This window comes from Actinoplanes sp. NPDC049118, assembly GCF_040648555.1.
GTDB lineage: Bacteria > Actinomycetota > Actinomycetes > Mycobacteriales > Micromonosporaceae > Actinoplanes.
This window is the reverse complement of record NZ_JBEZDY010000031.1, coordinates 73,200-88,871: the sequence shown is the minus strand read 5'-3', so window position 1 is coordinate 88,871 and position 15,672 is coordinate 73,200. Positions and strand designations below refer to the sequence as shown.

The 15,672-nt window shown below is 73.2% G+C and carries 13 protein-coding genes and 1 pseudogene; 10 read left to right on the top strand and 4 right to left on the bottom strand.

Going from position 1 to position 15,672, the window contains the following annotated elements; translation table 11 throughout:
* Window positions 1-131: 131 nt before the first annotated feature.
* From AB0B58_RS35620 to AB0B58_RS35590, 7 genes and pseudogenes are all read left to right on the top strand, one after another.
* The gene (locus AB0B58_RS35620; protein ID WP_360233279.1) at window positions 132-1,328 is read left to right on the top strand and encodes a helix-turn-helix domain-containing protein; all 1,197 of its coding nucleotides are present in this window, start codon (window positions 132-134) and stop codon (window positions 1,326-1,328) included.
* A gap of 175 nt (window positions 1,329-1,503) precedes the next feature.
* The gene (locus AB0B58_RS35615) at window positions 1,504-2,676 is read left to right on the top strand and encodes an acyltransferase domain-containing protein (RefSeq protein WP_360233276.1); all 1,173 of its coding nucleotides are present in this window, start codon (window positions 1,504-1,506) and stop codon (window positions 2,674-2,676) included.
* Window positions 2,677-2,770: 94 nt separating this feature from the next.
* Window positions 2,771-3,721 (top strand): beta-ketoacyl-ACP synthase III, encoded by a 951-nt coding sequence (locus AB0B58_RS35610; RefSeq protein WP_360233273.1) that lies wholly within the window; start codon window positions 2,771-2,773, stop codon window positions 3,719-3,721.
* A 53-nt stretch (window positions 3,722-3,774) separates the two neighbouring features.
* Window positions 3,775-4,017, top strand: a complete 243-nt coding sequence (locus AB0B58_RS35605) for an acyl carrier protein (protein WP_023359558.1) — start codon at window positions 3,775-3,777, stop codon at window positions 4,015-4,017.
* Window position 4,018: 1 nt separating this feature from the next.
* Window positions 4,019-5,245, top strand: coding sequence for a beta-ketoacyl-ACP synthase II (fabF, locus tag AB0B58_RS35600; RefSeq protein WP_360233269.1), 1,227 nt, complete (start codon window positions 4,019-4,021; stop codon window positions 5,243-5,245).
* 24 nt (window positions 5,246-5,269) lie between these two features.
* Complete coding sequence (locus AB0B58_RS35595) at window positions 5,270-6,694, top strand: carboxyl transferase domain-containing protein (RefSeq protein ID WP_360233266.1); 1,425 nt, start codon at window positions 5,270-5,272, stop codon at window positions 6,692-6,694.
* Between the two features lie 628 nt (window positions 6,695-7,322).
* Window positions 7,323-7,597 (top strand): annotated as a pseudogene (locus AB0B58_RS35590) (helix-turn-helix transcriptional regulator); the annotation flags it as partial.
* On the opposite strand, the gene AB0B58_RS35585 reads toward AB0B58_RS35590, so the two are convergent.
* Both AB0B58_RS35585 and AB0B58_RS35580 read right to left on the bottom strand, forming a co-directional pair.
* On the bottom strand, window positions 7,590-9,320 hold the full coding sequence (locus AB0B58_RS35585) for a glycoside hydrolase family 3 N-terminal domain-containing protein (protein WP_360233262.1): 1,731 nt from the start codon (window positions 9,318-9,320) through the stop codon (window positions 7,590-7,592). The pseudogene AB0B58_RS35590 and the gene AB0B58_RS35585 sit on opposite strands and share 8 nt — an antisense overlap.
* A 64-nt stretch (window positions 9,321-9,384) precedes the next feature.
* Window positions 9,385-9,876 (bottom strand): DUF3145 domain-containing protein, encoded by a 492-nt coding sequence (locus tag AB0B58_RS35580; protein WP_360233259.1) that lies wholly within the window; start codon window positions 9,874-9,876, stop codon window positions 9,385-9,387.
* A gap of 252 nt (window positions 9,877-10,128) precedes the next feature.
* Here AB0B58_RS35580 and AB0B58_RS35575 point away from each other — a divergent pair, with 252 nt between their 5' ends.
* Window positions 10,129-10,458: a hypothetical protein gene (locus AB0B58_RS35575; RefSeq protein WP_360233256.1), complete on the top strand. Its 330-nt coding sequence runs from the start codon at window positions 10,129-10,131 to the stop codon at window positions 10,456-10,458.
* A 103-nt stretch (window positions 10,459-10,561) separates the two neighbouring features.
* Here AB0B58_RS35575 and AB0B58_RS35570 read toward each other — a convergent pair whose 3' ends face one another.
* Entirely contained in the window at window positions 10,562-11,188 is a 627-nt protein-coding gene (locus AB0B58_RS35570; RefSeq protein ID WP_360233253.1) for a carbonic anhydrase, read from the bottom strand.
* A 228-nt stretch (window positions 11,189-11,416) separates the two neighbouring features.
* On the opposite strand from AB0B58_RS35570, the gene AB0B58_RS35565 reads away from it, so the two are divergent.
* Window positions 11,417-12,361: an alpha/beta hydrolase gene (locus AB0B58_RS35565; protein ID WP_360233250.1), complete on the top strand. Its 945-nt coding sequence runs from the start codon at window positions 11,417-11,419 to the stop codon at window positions 12,359-12,361.
* Between the two features lie 180 nt (window positions 12,362-12,541).
* Window positions 12,542-14,659, top strand: coding sequence for an AAA family ATPase (locus AB0B58_RS35560; RefSeq protein ID WP_360233247.1), 2,118 nt, complete (start codon window positions 12,542-12,544; stop codon window positions 14,657-14,659).
* Here AB0B58_RS35560 and AB0B58_RS35555 read toward each other — a convergent pair.
* Complete coding sequence (locus AB0B58_RS35555) at window positions 14,656-15,576, bottom strand: superoxide dismutase (RefSeq protein ID WP_360233244.1); 921 nt, start codon at window positions 15,574-15,576, stop codon at window positions 14,656-14,658. The two genes, AB0B58_RS35560 and AB0B58_RS35555, sit on opposite strands and share 4 nt — an antisense overlap.
* Window positions 15,577-15,672: the final 96 nt, after the last annotated feature.

Below are 15,672 nucleotides of genomic sequence, written 5' to 3'. Positions count from 1 at the left end.
CGAGGCACACCGCTATTACGGACAAAAATCTCAAAAGGTACAGAATTGAGATGTACGTGTGACCGCGCGGAACGGTACAACCCCGAGGCCCGCCCTGACCACGACGAACAGGATCGTGACAGGCTGGACCGGTGGCGAAGGCAGCGAAATCCGGTGGGTCGGGCCGCCGGCCCCCACTGGCCGCAACGCTGCGCCGCGTCGAGAGCCGCGCCGGGGCCCTGGCCAGCGCCAGCGTCGCCCGCATGGACGAGACCCTGCCGTGGTTCCGGGCCCTGCCCGCCGACCAGCGCTCCTGGGTGATGCTCGTCGCACAGGCCGGCGTGCGCTCGCTGGTGGAGTGGCTGCGCTCCGGCGGCACCGCGGCCGGCACCCAGGAGATCTCCGACGAGGTCTTCGCCGCCGCGCCGCGCGCGCTGGCCCGTTCGATCACGCTGACCCAGACCGTCCAGCTGGTCAAGGTCACCATCGACGTCGCCGAGTCCGAGGTCGCCAGCCTCGCCGCCGCGGGCGAGGAGGAGGCGCTCGAACTGGCCATCCTCAAATTCTCCCGGGAGATCGCCTTCTCCGCAGCCCGGGTCTACGCCCGCGCCGCCGAGTCGCGGGGCGCCTGGGACGCCCGGCTTCAGGCGCTGCTGGTCGACGCCCTGCTGCGCGGCGACTCCTCCGACGTGCTCGCCAGCCGGGCCGCCGCGCTCGGCTGGGCGGACGCGCCGCCAGTGGCCGTGGTCGTCGGGCGCTCGCCCGGCGGCGACATCACCGCGGTGCTGCACACCGTCTACCGGGCCGCCCGGCGCGCCCGGGTCGAGGTCATCGGCGGAGTGCACGGCGACCGCCTGGTAATCGTCATGGGCGGCGCCGCCGATCCGCTCGCCACCGCCGGGCAGCTCGCGGCCAGCTTCGGCGAGGGGCCGATCGTGGTCGGGCCGGCAGTGCCGTCGCTGGACCACGCCACCGAGTCGGCCCGGGCCGCCCTGGCCGGCTTCCGGGCCGCGCCCGCCTGGCCCGGCGCGCCCACCCCGGTCGCCGCCGACGACCTGCTGCCGGAGCGCGCCCTGGCCGGGGACTCCGAGGCCCGGCGGGCGCTGCGGCACGACGCGTACGGCGCGGTCGTCCGGGCCGGCGGCGGTCTGCTGGAGACGCTGGACGCGTTCTTCGCCGCCGGCGGGGTACTGGAGAGCGCGGCCCGCGAACTCTTCGTGCACCCGAACACCGTGCGGTACCGACTCCGGCGGGTCGCCGAGGTGACCGGACTGTCCCCCTTGGACGGGCGGGACGCCTTCGCGCTGCGGCTCGCGCTCGCCATCGGCCGGCTCGACCCTGCGAGCTAAATCACTGCCGGGCCGGGCCGGATCTGAAAGATCGTTAAGCACTCGAGGTGCCCATAATTCACCCCAAAACCGGACATTTTTCGGGAGTGTTTGTAGGAAAGCTACAACGCCGGTCGTAGGGTTTGGTCTCGTGCAGCAACCCCGGAACCTGCCCCCATCCGGAAGAGTCACCAACGTGCTCGCAGTTCTCTCACCCGGCCAGGGTTCCCAGAAGCCCGGCTTCCTCTCCTCGTGGCTCGACCTGCCCGGCGCCGAGGCCCGCCTCCGCTGGTGGTCGGCGCTGGCCGGCGTCGACCTGATCCACCTCGGCACCCAGGCCGACGCCGACGAGATCCGGGACACCGCGCGCACCCAGCCCCTGCTCGTCGCCGCCGCCCTGCTCGCCGCCGAGCACCTGCCGATGTACGACGTCGGCCTGGTCGCCGGTCACAGCGTCGGCGAGCTGGCCGCCGCCGCCCTCGCCGGCGTGCTGCCCGCCGAGGCCGCGATCACCCTCGCCGGGGTCCGCGGCCGCGAGATGGCCGCCGCCTGCGCCCTCGAGCCCACCGGCATGTGCGCGGTCCTCGGCGGCGACACCGACGAGGTCATCTCCGCGATCGGGAAGCACGGGCTGTACCCGGCGAACCGCAACGGCGCCGGCCAGATCGTCGCCGCCGGCGCGCTGGACGCGCTCGCCAAGTTCGCCGCCGAGCCACCGGCCAAGGCGCGGATCATCAACCTGCCGGTCGCCGGCGCGTTCCACACGCCGTACATGGCGCCCGCCGAGCGGGCCCTCAACGCGGTGGCCGGCGGCGTCACCGTCGCCGATCCGACCCGCATCCTGCTGTCGAACCTGGACGGTGCGGCCGTCGTCCACGGCCGCGAGATGCTGCAACGCCTGATCCGGCAGGTCACCGCCGGAGTCCGCTGGGACCTGGTGATGCGGACCCTGCGCGACCTCGGCGTCACCGGCATCATCGAGCTGCCGCCGGCCGGCACCCTGGCCGGCCTGGCAAAACGCGAGCTCAAGGGCGACGATGCCCCGGAGATCGTCACGCTGAACACCCCGGACGACCTGGCCGCCGCCCGCGACCTGATCGCCCGGCACGGCACGGTGTCCACCCACGAGCCGACCCCGCTGTTCCGGGTCGTGGTGGCGCCCAGCGCCGGCGTGTTCCAGCCCGCCGGGGACCTGATCGAAGGCGCCGACGTGCGCGCCGGTCAGGTCGTCGGCCAGGTGGTGACCCGCCAGGGACCGGTGGAGATCGCCGCGCATGGCGCCGGCGTGCTCACCGAGTGGCTGGCCCACCACGACGACCCGGTGGCCCCCGGCCAGCCGGTCGCCCGCATCGGCGGACTGCTGCAATGAGCCTTCCTCAACCTGGCTTCGCCGGGCAATGCCGCCCTGGCCACGTCGGCAGAGGTTCAGTGATCCAGTCCGCCGCGATCGAAGGAGCAAGACGATGAACGCGGGTTCCCGCATCGTCGCGATGGGTCACTACCAGCCCTCGCGCGTGATCACCAACGACGACCTCGCGGAGATCGTCCAGACCAACGACGCGTGGATCAGGGACCGGGTCGGCATCGCCGAGCGCCGCGTCGCCGACGCCGAGTCCGTCGCCGACATGGCCACCTTCGCCGCGGAGAAGGCCCTGGCCGGTTCCGGGCTCTCCGCCGCCGACATCGACATGGTGGTCGTGGCGACCTGCTCCTCGATCGACCGCTGCCCGAACGTGGCCACCCGGGTCGCCGCCCGGCTGGGCATCGCCGCCCCGGCGGCGATGGACCTGAACACGGCGTGCTCCGGCTTCTCGTACGCGCTGGGCACGGCCGACCACGCCATCCGCGCGGGCGCCAGCCGCAACGCGATCGTCATCGGCGCGGAGAAGCTGTCCGACATCACCGACTGGACCGACCGCACCACCGCCGTGCTGTTCGGCGACGGCGCGGGCGCGGCCGTGGTCTCCGTGGCCCCCGAGGGCGAGCCGGCCGGCGTCGGCCCGGTGCTCTGGGGCTCGGCGCCGGAGAAGGGCGACGTGCTGCGGATCGAGGGCTGGCAGCCGTACATCCAGCAGGAGGGGCAGAGCGTCTTCCGGTGGGCGACCACCGCGCTGGCGCCGTTCGCGCTGCAGGCCTGCGAGCGTGCCGGCGTCCGGCCGGACGAGCTCGCGGCGTTCGTGCCGCACCAGGCCAACACCCGTATCATCGACGGCATCGTGAAGCGACTCGGCCTGGGTCCGAACGTCGTCATCGCCAAGGACCTGATCGAATCCGGCAACACCTCCGCGGCGAGCGTGCCGCTGGCCCTGTCCAAGCTGGTCGAGCGGCGCGAGGTGCCCTCGGGCGCCCCGGTTCTGCTCTTCGGCTTCGGCGGCGGCCTCACCTACGCGGGACAGGTCATCCGCTGCCCGTAATAAGGCTGGATACTGTCCGCGATTACCCCCACCACCGAAAGGAACCCACCGCAATGGCAACCCGCGCTGAGATCACCTCTGGCCTCGCCGAGATCCTCGAGGAGGTCGCCGGGGTGAACCCGGACGACGTCGCCGAGGAGAAGTCCTTCACCGACGACCTGGACGTCGACTCGCTGTCCATGGTCGAGGTCGTGGTGGCCGCCGAGGAGAAGTTCGGCGTCAAGATCCCCGACAACGAGGTCCAGAACCTCAAGACCGTGGGCGACGCCGTCTCCTTCATCGAGGCGAATCACTGACATGAGCAGAACAGACGTCGTCGTCACCGGGCTCGGCGCGACGACCCCGCTTGGCGGGGACGTCGCGTCCACCTGGGACGCCATGCTTGCCGGCCGCTCCGGGGTGAGTGTCCTCACCCAGGAGTGGGCCGAGCAGCTGCCCGTACGCATCGCCGCACAGCTCGCGGTCGACCCCTCCGAGGTCATCGAACGCGTCAAGCTGCGCCGGCTCGACCGCTCCGAGGCGATCGCACTGATCGCCGCACACCAGGCCTGGGCCGACGCCGGCCTCAAGGACGCGGGGCTCGACCCCGAGAGGCTCGCCGTCAGCTTCGGCAGCGGCATCGGCGGCGCGCAGACCATGCTGCAGCAGGACGACATCCTGGAGGCCTCCGGGCCGCGCCGGGTCAGCCCGCACACCGTGCCGATGCTGATGCCCAACGGCCCCGCCGCGTGGGTCGGCCTCGAGCTCGGCGCCAAGGCGGGCGTCCACTCGATGGCCAGCGCCTGCGCGACCGGCGCCGAGGCGCTCTCCCTCGGCCTGGACCTCATCCGCTCCGGCCGGGCCGACGTGGTCATGGCCGGCGGCACCGAGGCCGTGATCCACCCACTGCCGATCGCCGGCTTCGCCTCTATGCGGGCCATGTCCACCCGCAACGACGCGCCCGAGAAGGCCTCCCGGCCCTGGGACAAGGGCCGCGACGGCTTCGTGCTCGGTGAGGGCGCCGGCGCGCTCGTGCTCGAGCGCGCCGACCACGCCGCCGCCCGCGGCGCCCGGGTGTACGCCCGGCTCGCCGGCGCCGGCATCACCTCCGACGGCTACGACATCGTGCAGCCGCACCCCGAGGGCGCGGGCGCGATCCGGGCCATCGCCAAGGCGCTCGCCGACGCGGACGTCGCCAAGTCCGACATCGTGCACGTCAACGCGCATGCCACCTCCACGCCGGTCGGTGACATGGCCGAGGTCGCCGCGCTGCGGATCGCCATCGGCGACCACCCCGTCCTCACCTCGACCAAGTCGATGTCCGGGCACCTGCTCGGCGCGGCCGGGGCGCTGGAGTCGATCGCCACGATCCTGGCGATCCGCGACAGCGTCGTTCCGCCGACCATCAACCTCGACGACCCGGACGACTCGCTGGCGCTGGACGTGGCCGCACACAAGGCCCGTCCGCTCGACATCCCGGCGGCGCTGAACAACTCGTTCGGCTTCGGCGGCCACAACGTGGCCCTGGTCTTCACCCGTGCGTGATCGTTCGTTGAATCGGAGAACGCCGTGACCTTGACCTCGAATCCGGCCGACGCCGTCGCCGTCGACCACCGCGATCCGGAGGGGCGCCTGCGGGCGGTCTTCGACGCCGGCACCCTGCGCCTGCTCGCCCCCAAGGACGACTCCGGCGTGCTGTGGGCGCGCGGCGAGGTCGACGGCACACCGGCGATCGCCTTCGCCACCGACGCCACCCGGATGGGCGGTGCCATGGGCGTCGAGGGCTGCCAGCACGTCGTCGACGCGATCGACACCGCGGTCCGCGAGCGGGTGCCGGTGCTCGGTCTCTGGCACTCGGGCGGCGCCCGGCTCGCCGAGGGGGTCGTCGCCCTGGACGCCGTGGGCCAGGTGTTCGCGGCGATGGTGCGCGCCTCGGGGCGCGTGCCGCAGATCTCCGTGGTGCTCGGCCCGGCGGCCGGCGGCGCCGCTTACGGGCCGGCGCTGACCGACATTGTGATCATGAGCAAGGCCGGCCGGATCTTCGTGACCGGGCCCGAGGTGGTCCGCAGCGTCACCGGCGAACAGGTCGACATGGAGCGCCTCGGCGGTCCCGAGCCGCACGGCCGCCGCTCCGGCGTCGTGCACATCACCACCAAGGACGACGAGAGCGCGCTGGCCGAGGCCCGCAAACTCACCGTCCTGCTCGGCCGCCAGGGCCGGCTCACCCCGGCGGACGTCGCCGAGGGCGCCGATGGGGACCACGACCTGACCAAGGCGATGCCGGCCGAGGCCAACCGGGCGTACGACGTGAAGCCGGTGGTCAAGGCCCTGCTCGACGAGCCCGGCGTGGAGCTGCACGCCAAGTGGGCGCCGAACATCTCCACCACGCTGGGCCGCTTCGGCGGCCGCACGGTGGGCGTCATCGCCAACAACCCGCTGCGCCTCGGCGGGTGCCTGGACGCGTCCAGCGCCGAGAAGGCGGCCCGGTTCGTGCGGATGTGCGACTCGCTGGGCGTGCCGCTGATTGTGCTGGTGGACGTGCCCGGCTACCTGCCCGGCGTCGGCCAGGAGTGGGACGGCGTGGTGCGCCGCGGCGCGAAGCTGCTGCACGCCTTCGCCGAGGCGGTCGTGCCCCGGGTGACGCTGGTGACCCGCAAGGCGTACGGCGGCGCGTACATCGCGATGAACTCCCGCGCCCTCGGCGCAACGGCCGTCTTCGCCTGGCCGAGCGCCGAGATCGCGGTCATGGGCGCGAGCGCGGCCGTGAACATCCTGCACCGCAAGCAGCTGGCGGCGGCACCGCAGGAGGGTCGCGAGCCGCTGCGCGAGGCGCTCGTCCAGGAGCAGCTGAAGACGGCGGGCGGCGTCAACCGCGCGCTGGAGATCGGCGTGGTGGACGACGTGGTCACGCCCGAGCAGACCCGCCGGCGCATCGCCGAGGCGCTGGCGGCGGCCCCGGCCGCGCGCGGCGCGCACGGTAACATCCCGCTCTGACGGCAGGCGACAAACAGGGGCGTCCCGGCCGGGGCGCCCCTTCTGCCGTCTCCTCCCGCTACGGCGACACGATGACCTTGCCGTGCACGCCGCCGGCCTCCGCGAGCCGGTGCAAGTCCGGCAGGTCCTCCCGCCGCGACCCCGGCGTGTGCGAAGACCGCCTGCCAGGCCGTCAGCGCCGCCAGCGGCAGCGCGGCCGCGTCGGCGAGCGCGACGGAGGCCGGCGCGGGCACCACGGCCGCGGCCGGCGCCACCGCGAACCCGGCGGCCGCACCGGATTCCAGCATCGCCACGACCGGCTCGCCGTCCACGGTGCCCGCCACGTCCCAGCCGAGGGTCAGCGGCAACTCGACCGGCAGCAGCCGCGCCAGGCGCCCCGAGGCAGTGCCGTCTCCGTCGGGTTGAACGAGGTGGCGGCCACCCGCAGGAGCACCTCCCCGGGCCCGGAACCGGCACCGGGATCGCCCTGGGCTTCCAGGTGGTTCTGAGCGGCTCCTGCTGGCTGCTGCCGCGCGGGGGCGCCGACGGCCGTGCGCTGCGACCGCGGGCGACGTGGTGTTCCGGCCGTACGGACGCGCACACGCGCTGGTCAGCTCGCCCGAGATCGCACCGGCGCCGTGCGGGGGGTGAGCCCGGGCCGCCCTGGACGGTCGCCTCCCTGGCGGCGCGCGCCGGCCGTTCGCGGGCATCGTTCGCGCGGCGCTTCACCACGCTGGTCGGCCGCCCGCCGCTCGGCTACCTCACCTGGTGGCGGATGACGCGGGCGGCCCGGCTGGTACGCGACTCCGACGCCACCGTCGCCGCGATCGCCCGCCGGGTCGGGTACCGCTCGGAGTTCGCGTTCGCCACCCGTTCCGGCGACACCACGGCAGCGCGCCCGGTCGCTACCGCCGGATCACTTGACGCAGGCGCTCCGCGGCAGGGTGCTCACCGGCACCGGGGACCGTCCCGGCGCCGGTGCCTTGCCGGCCAGCACGTTCGCCAGCGCGGCCAGGGCGAGCGGGCTCGACGAGTACGTGGCGAGCAGCGTCGGCGACCGCGAGCCCGCCAGCAGGTACGGGGTGTCCATCATGGCCGTCACCGCCGCCTCCATGCTCAGATCGGTCAGCCGGTCGCCGTAGCCGACGAGGTGCACGACCGTGCCGCCGGCGGCCTGCACCTGCACGCCCGCGGCCTGCAGCGCCTTGACGAGGGCGACCCGCGCCGCCTCCCGGCCGCCGGAGGCGCTCACGGTGACCGGCCCGCTGACCAGCGGGCCGGTGCAGGCGCCCCGGAAGATGGTGACCGCCGCCGCGTCGGCGTCGGAGACGGCCTTCTGGTGCGCGTCCGACGCGACTGTGGACAGCTCGGGCTGCGGCCTGGCGCCCCGGAACTTCAGCGTGAGGATGCGGGTGGCCGCCTCGACGAGCCGCTCGCGCTTGAGGGTGCCGTTCGCGAGCGCGGCCAGGATGCCGTCCCGGGCGCCGGCCAGGTTCGGCGGCATGAGCAGCATGTCGTTGCCCGCGTTCAGGGCGCGGACGGCCGCCTCGCCGGGCGGCCATTTCATGGCGGGCGCCATGTTCATCGCGTCGGTGATCGCGACGCCGGTGAACTTCAGCTCGGTCCGGAGCAGATCCGTCATGATCTTGTGGGAGAAGGTCGCGGCCACGCCCTTGTCGAGGGACTCGACGTCGAGATGGCCGGACATGACCACTCCGGCGCCCGCGTTGATGCCCGCGGCGAACGGCGGCAGGTCCTCGGCCGCCAGCTGCCCCTTCGACTGCGCGACCACCGGCAGGCCGTCGTGGCTGTCCCCGGTCGTGTGCCCGTGGCCGGGGAAGTGTTTGAGGGCCGCCGAGACCCCGGCGCCCTGCATGCCGCGGACGGCCGCCGGCACCTGTGCGGAGTTCGCCTTCGGGTCGGCGCCGAACGAGCGGGAGCCGATCACGGAGCTGCCCTGCGGCCCGAGCGTGTCGGCGACCGGAGCGAAGTTGAGGTTGACACCCATCGCCGCCAGCTCCTCGCCGGCGGCGCGCCAGGCGCCCTCGGTCAGGTCCGGCCGGCCGGCGGCGCCGAAGGCCATCGCGGACGGCAGCAGCGTGACGCCCTGCCTGATCCGGGTGACCACGCCGTATTCCTGGTCGGTGCCGATCAGCAGCGGCGCCCCGCCGGGAAGCTGGGTCGCGGCCCGCTGCAGCCCGTCGGTCAGGGCGCGGACCTGCTTCGGGTTCTCGACGTTCGTCGCCGGGTTGGTGGCGCGGGTCGGGTCGTCGGGGGTGAAGCCGACCAGGATCAGGCCACCGAGCCGGAACTTCGCGATCATCTCGGCCGGGGTGTCGACGCCGGCGAGGTTCTGGTTGCCCGCGGCGGCGGTCTTGTCGACCCGGTCGGCCGCGTCGCCGTACGCGTAGGGCATCAGGACCTGGCCGGCCAGGTCCGCGTCGGTGAAGGTGCCGACCGCGGCCCGCGCCAGGGTGGCGGGGTCGCCGGTCGGGCGCGGCGCCACGCTCGACGACGGCGCCACGATCGCCGGGGACGCGCTCCCGGGTGCGGGCGGCGGCGCCGGGGGCGCGTCGCTGCCGCACCCCACCAGCATCGCCAGGGGTACGGCCACAGCCACGCGAAGCGCCCTATTCACGGCCGCCATTGGATCAGCTCCCGGCAACTTCGACAAACGGCGTCGTCCGGGGCCGCGGATGCTACCCCGGCGCTTACCCCACGCGGGTCAGCAACGTTACCGGCGCGCCGTCACCGGCGTAGCGGTACGGCTCGAGTTCAGCATCCCAGGCGGTGCCGAGCGCCTTCTCCAGGGCGTGCGAGAGCGCCTCGGGAGCCCTGGCGGCGGCCATGATGGCCCGCAGCCGGTCCTCGCCGATCTGGATGTCACCGGACGCCCCGATGGTGCCGCGGAACAGGCCGCGGCCGGGTACGTGCATGAACCGCTCCCCGTCGACGCCGGGGCTAGGTTCCTCGGTGACCTCGAAACGGATCATCGGCCACTGCCGGAGGGCAGCAGCCAGTTCCGCGCCGGTCCCAGGCCGTCCGGTCCAACTGCACTCGGACCGCCGCATGCCGGGGTCGACCGGCTGCGCAGTCCAGTGCAGGTTGACCGCCGCCGTCAGGACGCGCGCGATCGCCCACTCGACGTGCTGGCACACGGCGAGTGGAGTCGAGTGGACGTATACGACGCCACACGTTGGCACGGTGACCTCCCGGAGACCGAGGTGCGTCTTCCCCTACGACCTCGACCGCGGTTGATCGTGCTCCATGATGCCGGGTGGTACTGATGGTGCGCCAGAGAAACCGCAATATCGACATGTGCAGGGCCGCAGCGACACACCTGACCTAACGGCCGAACCCGCTCCGGCGGTGCGGCCATGCGGGTGTCGTGTAGGCTTGCTGCGGCATTTTCTGCCGACAAACTTTGCCGAGAATCATTAGCTAGGAGTACCGCCGTGGCGAGCAACACCTCTAAGACCGCCCGCGCATCAGTCCGCGCCGGCCAGGCCGGCAAGGGCGACGCCCTGAGTGTGCTCGGCGAGTTCAAGTACCTCATCCCGCTCGCCGAGGGCCGCTTCGCGTACGTGCGCAACCTCACCAACGGCAAGACCCACCACCTCCGGACCGACTCGGACGCCTTCGTCGAGGAGATCCGCACCCTCGCGGCCGCCGGCCACGGCACCAAGATCCGCGCCGAGCTCGCCTCGCTCAACGAGTCGTTCCCGAAGCACGGCTGGAACACCACCGAGAAGCGCCTCGAGGACGCCGGCGTCTTCGCCGGCTGAGCACGCGACCGCGAAGGCGTTCCCCGGGCCTGATCGCCCGGGGAGCGCCTTTTTGCATCCACCGAAGATCAAGACAAGTTGATCAGGCCGCCGGGCGCCCGGATCAGCTCAACAGGTCGACCCAGCCGGTGTCGAGGTCGTAGACCGCGCCGGCCACCGCGACCCGGCCCTCGGCGATCGCGCCCGGCACGCCGGTGACGTCCCGCATCCGGCGGACCGTGCGGGTCACGTGCGCGCGCATCGCCTTGGCGACGACCTCCGGGTCGTCCAGGCCGACCGCCTGCACCGCCGGGGTGATCTCATCGATCAGGTAGCCAACGTCGCCGTCGGGCCGGTCACCCGTGCGCAGTGCCTTGACCGTCGCGTCCACGGCACCGCAGCGGACGTGACCCAGGACCATCACCAGCGGCACCTTGAGCGCGGAGACGGCGAAGCCGACCGAGCCGAGCACCGCGCGGTCCATCACGTGCCCGCCGGAGCGGATCACGCAGATCGATCCGAACGTCTGGTCGAAGATCGCTTCCAGCGGCACCCGCGAGTCGATGCAGCCGAGCACCACCGCGTGCGGCAGCTGCCCGCCCGAGGCCGCGGCGGCCGCCGAGACCTCGTGGCCGTGCTCGGGGCGGCCGCTCACGAAACGGCGGTTACCGGCGATCAGCGCCGCAAGCGCGTCCGCGGGGCGGACTATGCGCTCGCGCGCCGGGTCCGGGGCGGGGGAAGGGGCAGGCACGGCCACCGGGGTGGCCTGTTGGGCAGGCGAGGAACCCGTCATACGACCGATTCTCTACGAGTGACGGGCTCCCGACAGGCGATGCGAGCTACATCACCCCCGCCGTACGATGACACTGAACGACCGTTCAGCGCAAGATCCGGATGGCCGAGTGGCAATTCCGACGATCGCGCGTGATGCTTATTACCCGTGGGTACGACGGGGGCCGTGCGAATCACGGAGGTGCCCATGTCCGAGCGCTCGAAGCTCATGCTTCCAGACCGCGTCCGGTTGAACGTCGAGACGAGCGGGCCGGCGGACGCGCCGGTCACCGTCGTGCTGCTGCACGGCTGGTGCCTCGATCGGCGTACCTGGCATTACCAGCTCAGCGCCCTCGAGGCCACGGACGCCCGGGTGGTCACGTACGACGCCCGGGGGCACGGGCGCTCGTCGGCGACCCGGCGGCACTCCGCCACCCTCCGGCAGCTCGGCGACGACCTGGCCGAGGTGCTGCGGGTGTATGCGCCCGAGGGCCCGGTCGTGCTGGTCGGCCACTCCCTGGGCGGCATGACGATCATGGAGTACGCCGACTCGCACCCGGACGACTTCGCCGCGCGGGTGGCCGGGCTGGTCTTCGTGTCGACGACGGCCGAGGGCGCCACGCACACCAGCTACGGGCTGCCCACCGGGCTGACCTCCATCCTGCGGGCCGCCGAGACCACCGGCGCCGGGCTGCTCGCCCGCCTCGGCGTGTGGCGCCCGCACCGGGCGATGCTGCCGGCCCTGCGCCCCGCCGTGCGCTGGCTGCTCTTCGGCGACGGCTTCCGCTCCGGCGACCTGGACATCACCATGTCGGCGTTCGGGTGGGCGTCGCTGCGGTCGATCGGCGGGTTCCGCGCGTCGGTCGGCGCACAGCAGCGGCTGGAGACCCTCGCGGCGCTGGGCGACGTGCCGGCGGCCGCGTTGGTCGGCGACCGGGACCGGCTGACCCCGCCGCCGTGCGCGGAGTCGATCGCCGAGGCCCTGCCGGGCACCCAGCTGACGGTCTTCTCCGGCGCCGGCCACATGCTGATGATGGAACGACCCTTCGAGGTCTCCGCGGCGGTGCTGGCGGTGGCGGCGCGCGCCGCGAAGACCCCGCCGGAGCGCCGCCGGGACCGGGACCGCCGGATCGGCTTCGAGCAGGCCGCCTGAGCCCCCGGCCCGCCGCCGCCGGGCGGCCGGGCCGGGTTCTCCCCGCGATTTCCCAGGTCAAGCGTTTGCGGGCGTGCCGCCGTCGACGTGGATACCGCAACAGGAGTAAGTTCGATTGCCCCCTGGCGCCGGTGCCGGGCGGCGTCAGCACGCGGAACACCAGCGGGGAGCACAACCGACTTGAGCGACGCCACCGTTCTGCAGCAGGAGATCGCGGTCGAGCAGGAGCATGTCGACCGGGTCTACACCCGGCTCGCCGAGCTTCGTAAGGACGCGTCCCGGGCCGAGAAGGAGGGCTACCAGCTCGCCGGGGTCGGCACCTTCGGCGCGCTGGTCGAGCGCGACGCGATGGTCTACCACCGCGCGCGGCGCCGGCACGCCCTGGACGCCGAGTACGAGGGACTCGTCTTCGGCCGCCTCGACCTGGGCACCGGCGCGGTGCACTACGTGGGCCGCATGGGCATCCGCGACGAGAACTCGCAGTCGCTGGTGGTGGACTGGCGGGCGCCGGCCGCGGCGGCGTTCTACCGGGCCACCCCGGCCGACCCGCTGGGGGTGGTCCGGCGCCGGATGATCCAGTCCACCCGCGAGCGGGTCACCAACATCGAGGACGACCTGCTGGACCCGGAGGCCGCGCCCGCGGACATGCGGGTCGTCGGCGACGGCGCGCTGCTGGCCAGCCTCTCCAAGGCCACCGGTCGGGGCATGCGCGACATCGTCGCGACCATCCAGCGCGAGCAGGACGACGCGATCCGCTCCCCCGCCTCGGGCGTGACGATCGTGACCGGCGGCCCCGGCACCGGCAAGACCGCGGTGGCGCTGCACCGGGCGGCGTACCTGCTCTACGCCGACCGCGGCCGGTTCGCCGGCGGCGGCATCCTGGTGGTCGGCCCGTCCGGGGTGTTCGTCAACTACATCGCGACGGTGCTGCCGTCGCTCGGCGAGGACACGGCGACGCTGCGCTCGCTCGGCTCGCTGGTCTCGGGCTACGACGCCGCCCGGACGGACCCGACCGACGTGGCGGCGCTCAAGGGCTCGCTGCGGATGCGCCGGGTGCTCGAGCGCGCCTCGCACGACGCCGTGCCCGGCGGACCGACCGAGCTGCGGCTGCTCTACCACGGCGCCCTGCTGCGCCTGGACGGCAACGACCTGGACCGGATCCGGCGCAAGGCGCTGCCGCGCGGCGCCCGCCGCAACGAGGTGCGCGGCACCGGCTTCGACCGGCTCTTCGACGCGCTCTGGGCGCAGGCCAAGGGTTCCGTCCGCAACCTGCCGGAGAAGCGGGAGTTCGAGTCCGAACTCGCCGATCGCGGCGACTTCCGGGACTTCCTGCGGGCCTGGTGGCCGCGGCTCACCCCGATGCGGGTGCTGCGCTGGCTGGCCGAGCCGGCCCGGCTGCGGGCGTACACGAACGGGCTGCTGTCGCGCGAGGAGATCGCGCTGCTGCAGGGCGCGTTCGACGGCCTGGCCACGCAGGGCCCGAGCATCGCCGACGTGGCGCTGCTGGACGAGCTGGACGAGCTGATGGGCCGCCCGCGGCAGCCGCAGCGCAAGAAGGGCAACCCGTTCCACATCCGCGACGGGGTGCAGGAGGTCAGCACGTTCGCGGACCGGCAGGCGGCGTCGCGCGCCCAGGTGGTACGCGACGAGGACTACCGCGACTACGCGCACGTGGTCGTCGACGAGGCGCAGGACGTGTCGCCGATGCAGTGGCGCATGATCGGCCGGCGGGGCGCGTACGCATCGTGGACGGTCGTCGGCGACCCGGCGCAAACGGCCTGGTCCGGCGACCCGGAGGAACTGGACCGCTCGCGCGACCGGGCGCTCGGCTCGCGGCGCCGCAACACCTACTCGCTGACGACCAACTACCGGAACTCGTCGGAGATCTTCGCGGTCGCCGCCCGGGTGATCCGCACGATCATGCCGGACCTGCCGCTGCCGTCGGCGGTACGCAGCACCGGCGTCGAGCCGGTCGACCTGGTCGTCGGCGCCGCGCAGCTGCCGGACGCGGTGCGGGAGTCCGCCGAGAAGCACCTCTCCGACGTGGACGGCACGATCGGCGTGATCACGCCGGTGCCGCGGCGGGACGAGATCGCGCGGTGGGTCGCCGGGCTGCCCGAGCGGATCCAGGTGGTGACCGCGCTGGAGGCCAAGGGCATGGAGTACGACGCGGTCGTGCTGGTCGAGCCCGCCGAGATCGCCACGGACGCCAGCGGCACCCGCACCCTCTACGTGGCCCTGTCGCGGGCCACCCAGCGCCTCACGACGGTGGGCACCCGCGACTGGACCACCCCCTAGGGCCGCGGGACGGCGACCGCCGTGTACGGCGTGGTCGGCGTCGGCGTCGTGGTGAAGCGGGCGTTCGGCAGGTAGAAGCGCTTGCCGTACTCCGCGATGGTGGTCGGCACATCGAAGCGCGGGTCGGTGGTGCGGCTGACGACCTCGCCCCGGGTGGCGTGCCGGTCGAGCTGGATCCGGGTGATCACGTTGAGCCGGTTCTGCACGACGTAGAGCGTGCATCCGCGCAGCCACATGCCGTCGCCGTTGGGCACGGACCCGCCGCCCAGGTCGATCTCGGTGGTCACGCCCGCGTACGACGTCCGGAACAGCTTGCCGGTGCCGGACTGCACGATGATCAGACCGCGGCCGTCCGGCGTTGCGGTGATGCCGTTGGCGTTGATGCCGGCCTGATGCACGATGGCGCCGGTCAGCGGCACCCGGGTCGCCTCGGCGGGGAGGCTGCCGCGGCGGTCAAGCGGGAGCTTGAAGAGCACCGGGTTGGCCGAGTCGGTGAACCAGGCGGCGCCGCCGGTGAGGACGACGTCGTTGATGAACGCCGTGCCGCTCTGCAGGGCGTAGGACTTCAGCACCGCGCCGGTGCCGGCGTTCAGCACCCGGGCGTCGCCGCCGTTGCCGCCGGCGACGAAGAGCCGGTTGCGGCCGTCGAGCTTGAGACCCAGCGACGGCGTGCCGGGGCCCTGGCTGATCACCTCGCCCCGGCCGGTGCCGAGGCTGACCCGGTAGATGTCGCCGTCGACCCGGGAGCCGAAGTAGGCGTACGGGAGCCTGCCGATGGCGATGCCCTCGGGCTGGAAACCGTCGGGCAGCGCGATGGTGGCCGGCCCCGGTGCACGATGTGCGGCTCCCGCAGGGGTGGCACCGATGACGACCGCGAGTGCGGCCGCGGTGACGAGCGCGAGAATACGTCTGGACACGGGCGTTTCCTTCCAGGCGGGTTCGGTCTGTCGACACCCTGTACCCCGGTAATGGCAACCGAGTTCAACTTGCATATATAGCGATGTGAACATATA

Coding starts and splice junctions, on each gene's coding strand:
- AB0B58_RS35585 (WP_360233262.1), bottom strand. CDS start 9,320: ATGGCGGCCGTGAATAGGGCGCTTCGCGTGGCTGTGGCCGTACCCCTG.
- AB0B58_RS35565 (WP_360233250.1), top strand. CDS start 11,417: ATGTCCGAGCGCTCGAAGCTCATGCTTCCAGACCGCGTCCGGTTGAAC.
- fabF (WP_360233269.1), top strand. CDS start 4,019: ATGAGCAGAACAGACGTCGTCGTCACCGGGCTCGGCGCGACGACCCCG.
- AB0B58_RS35605 (WP_023359558.1), top strand. CDS start 3,775: ATGGCAACCCGCGCTGAGATCACCTCTGGCCTCGCCGAGATCCTCGAG.
- AB0B58_RS35610 (WP_360233273.1), top strand. CDS start 2,771: ATGAACGCGGGTTCCCGCATCGTCGCGATGGGTCACTACCAGCCCTCG.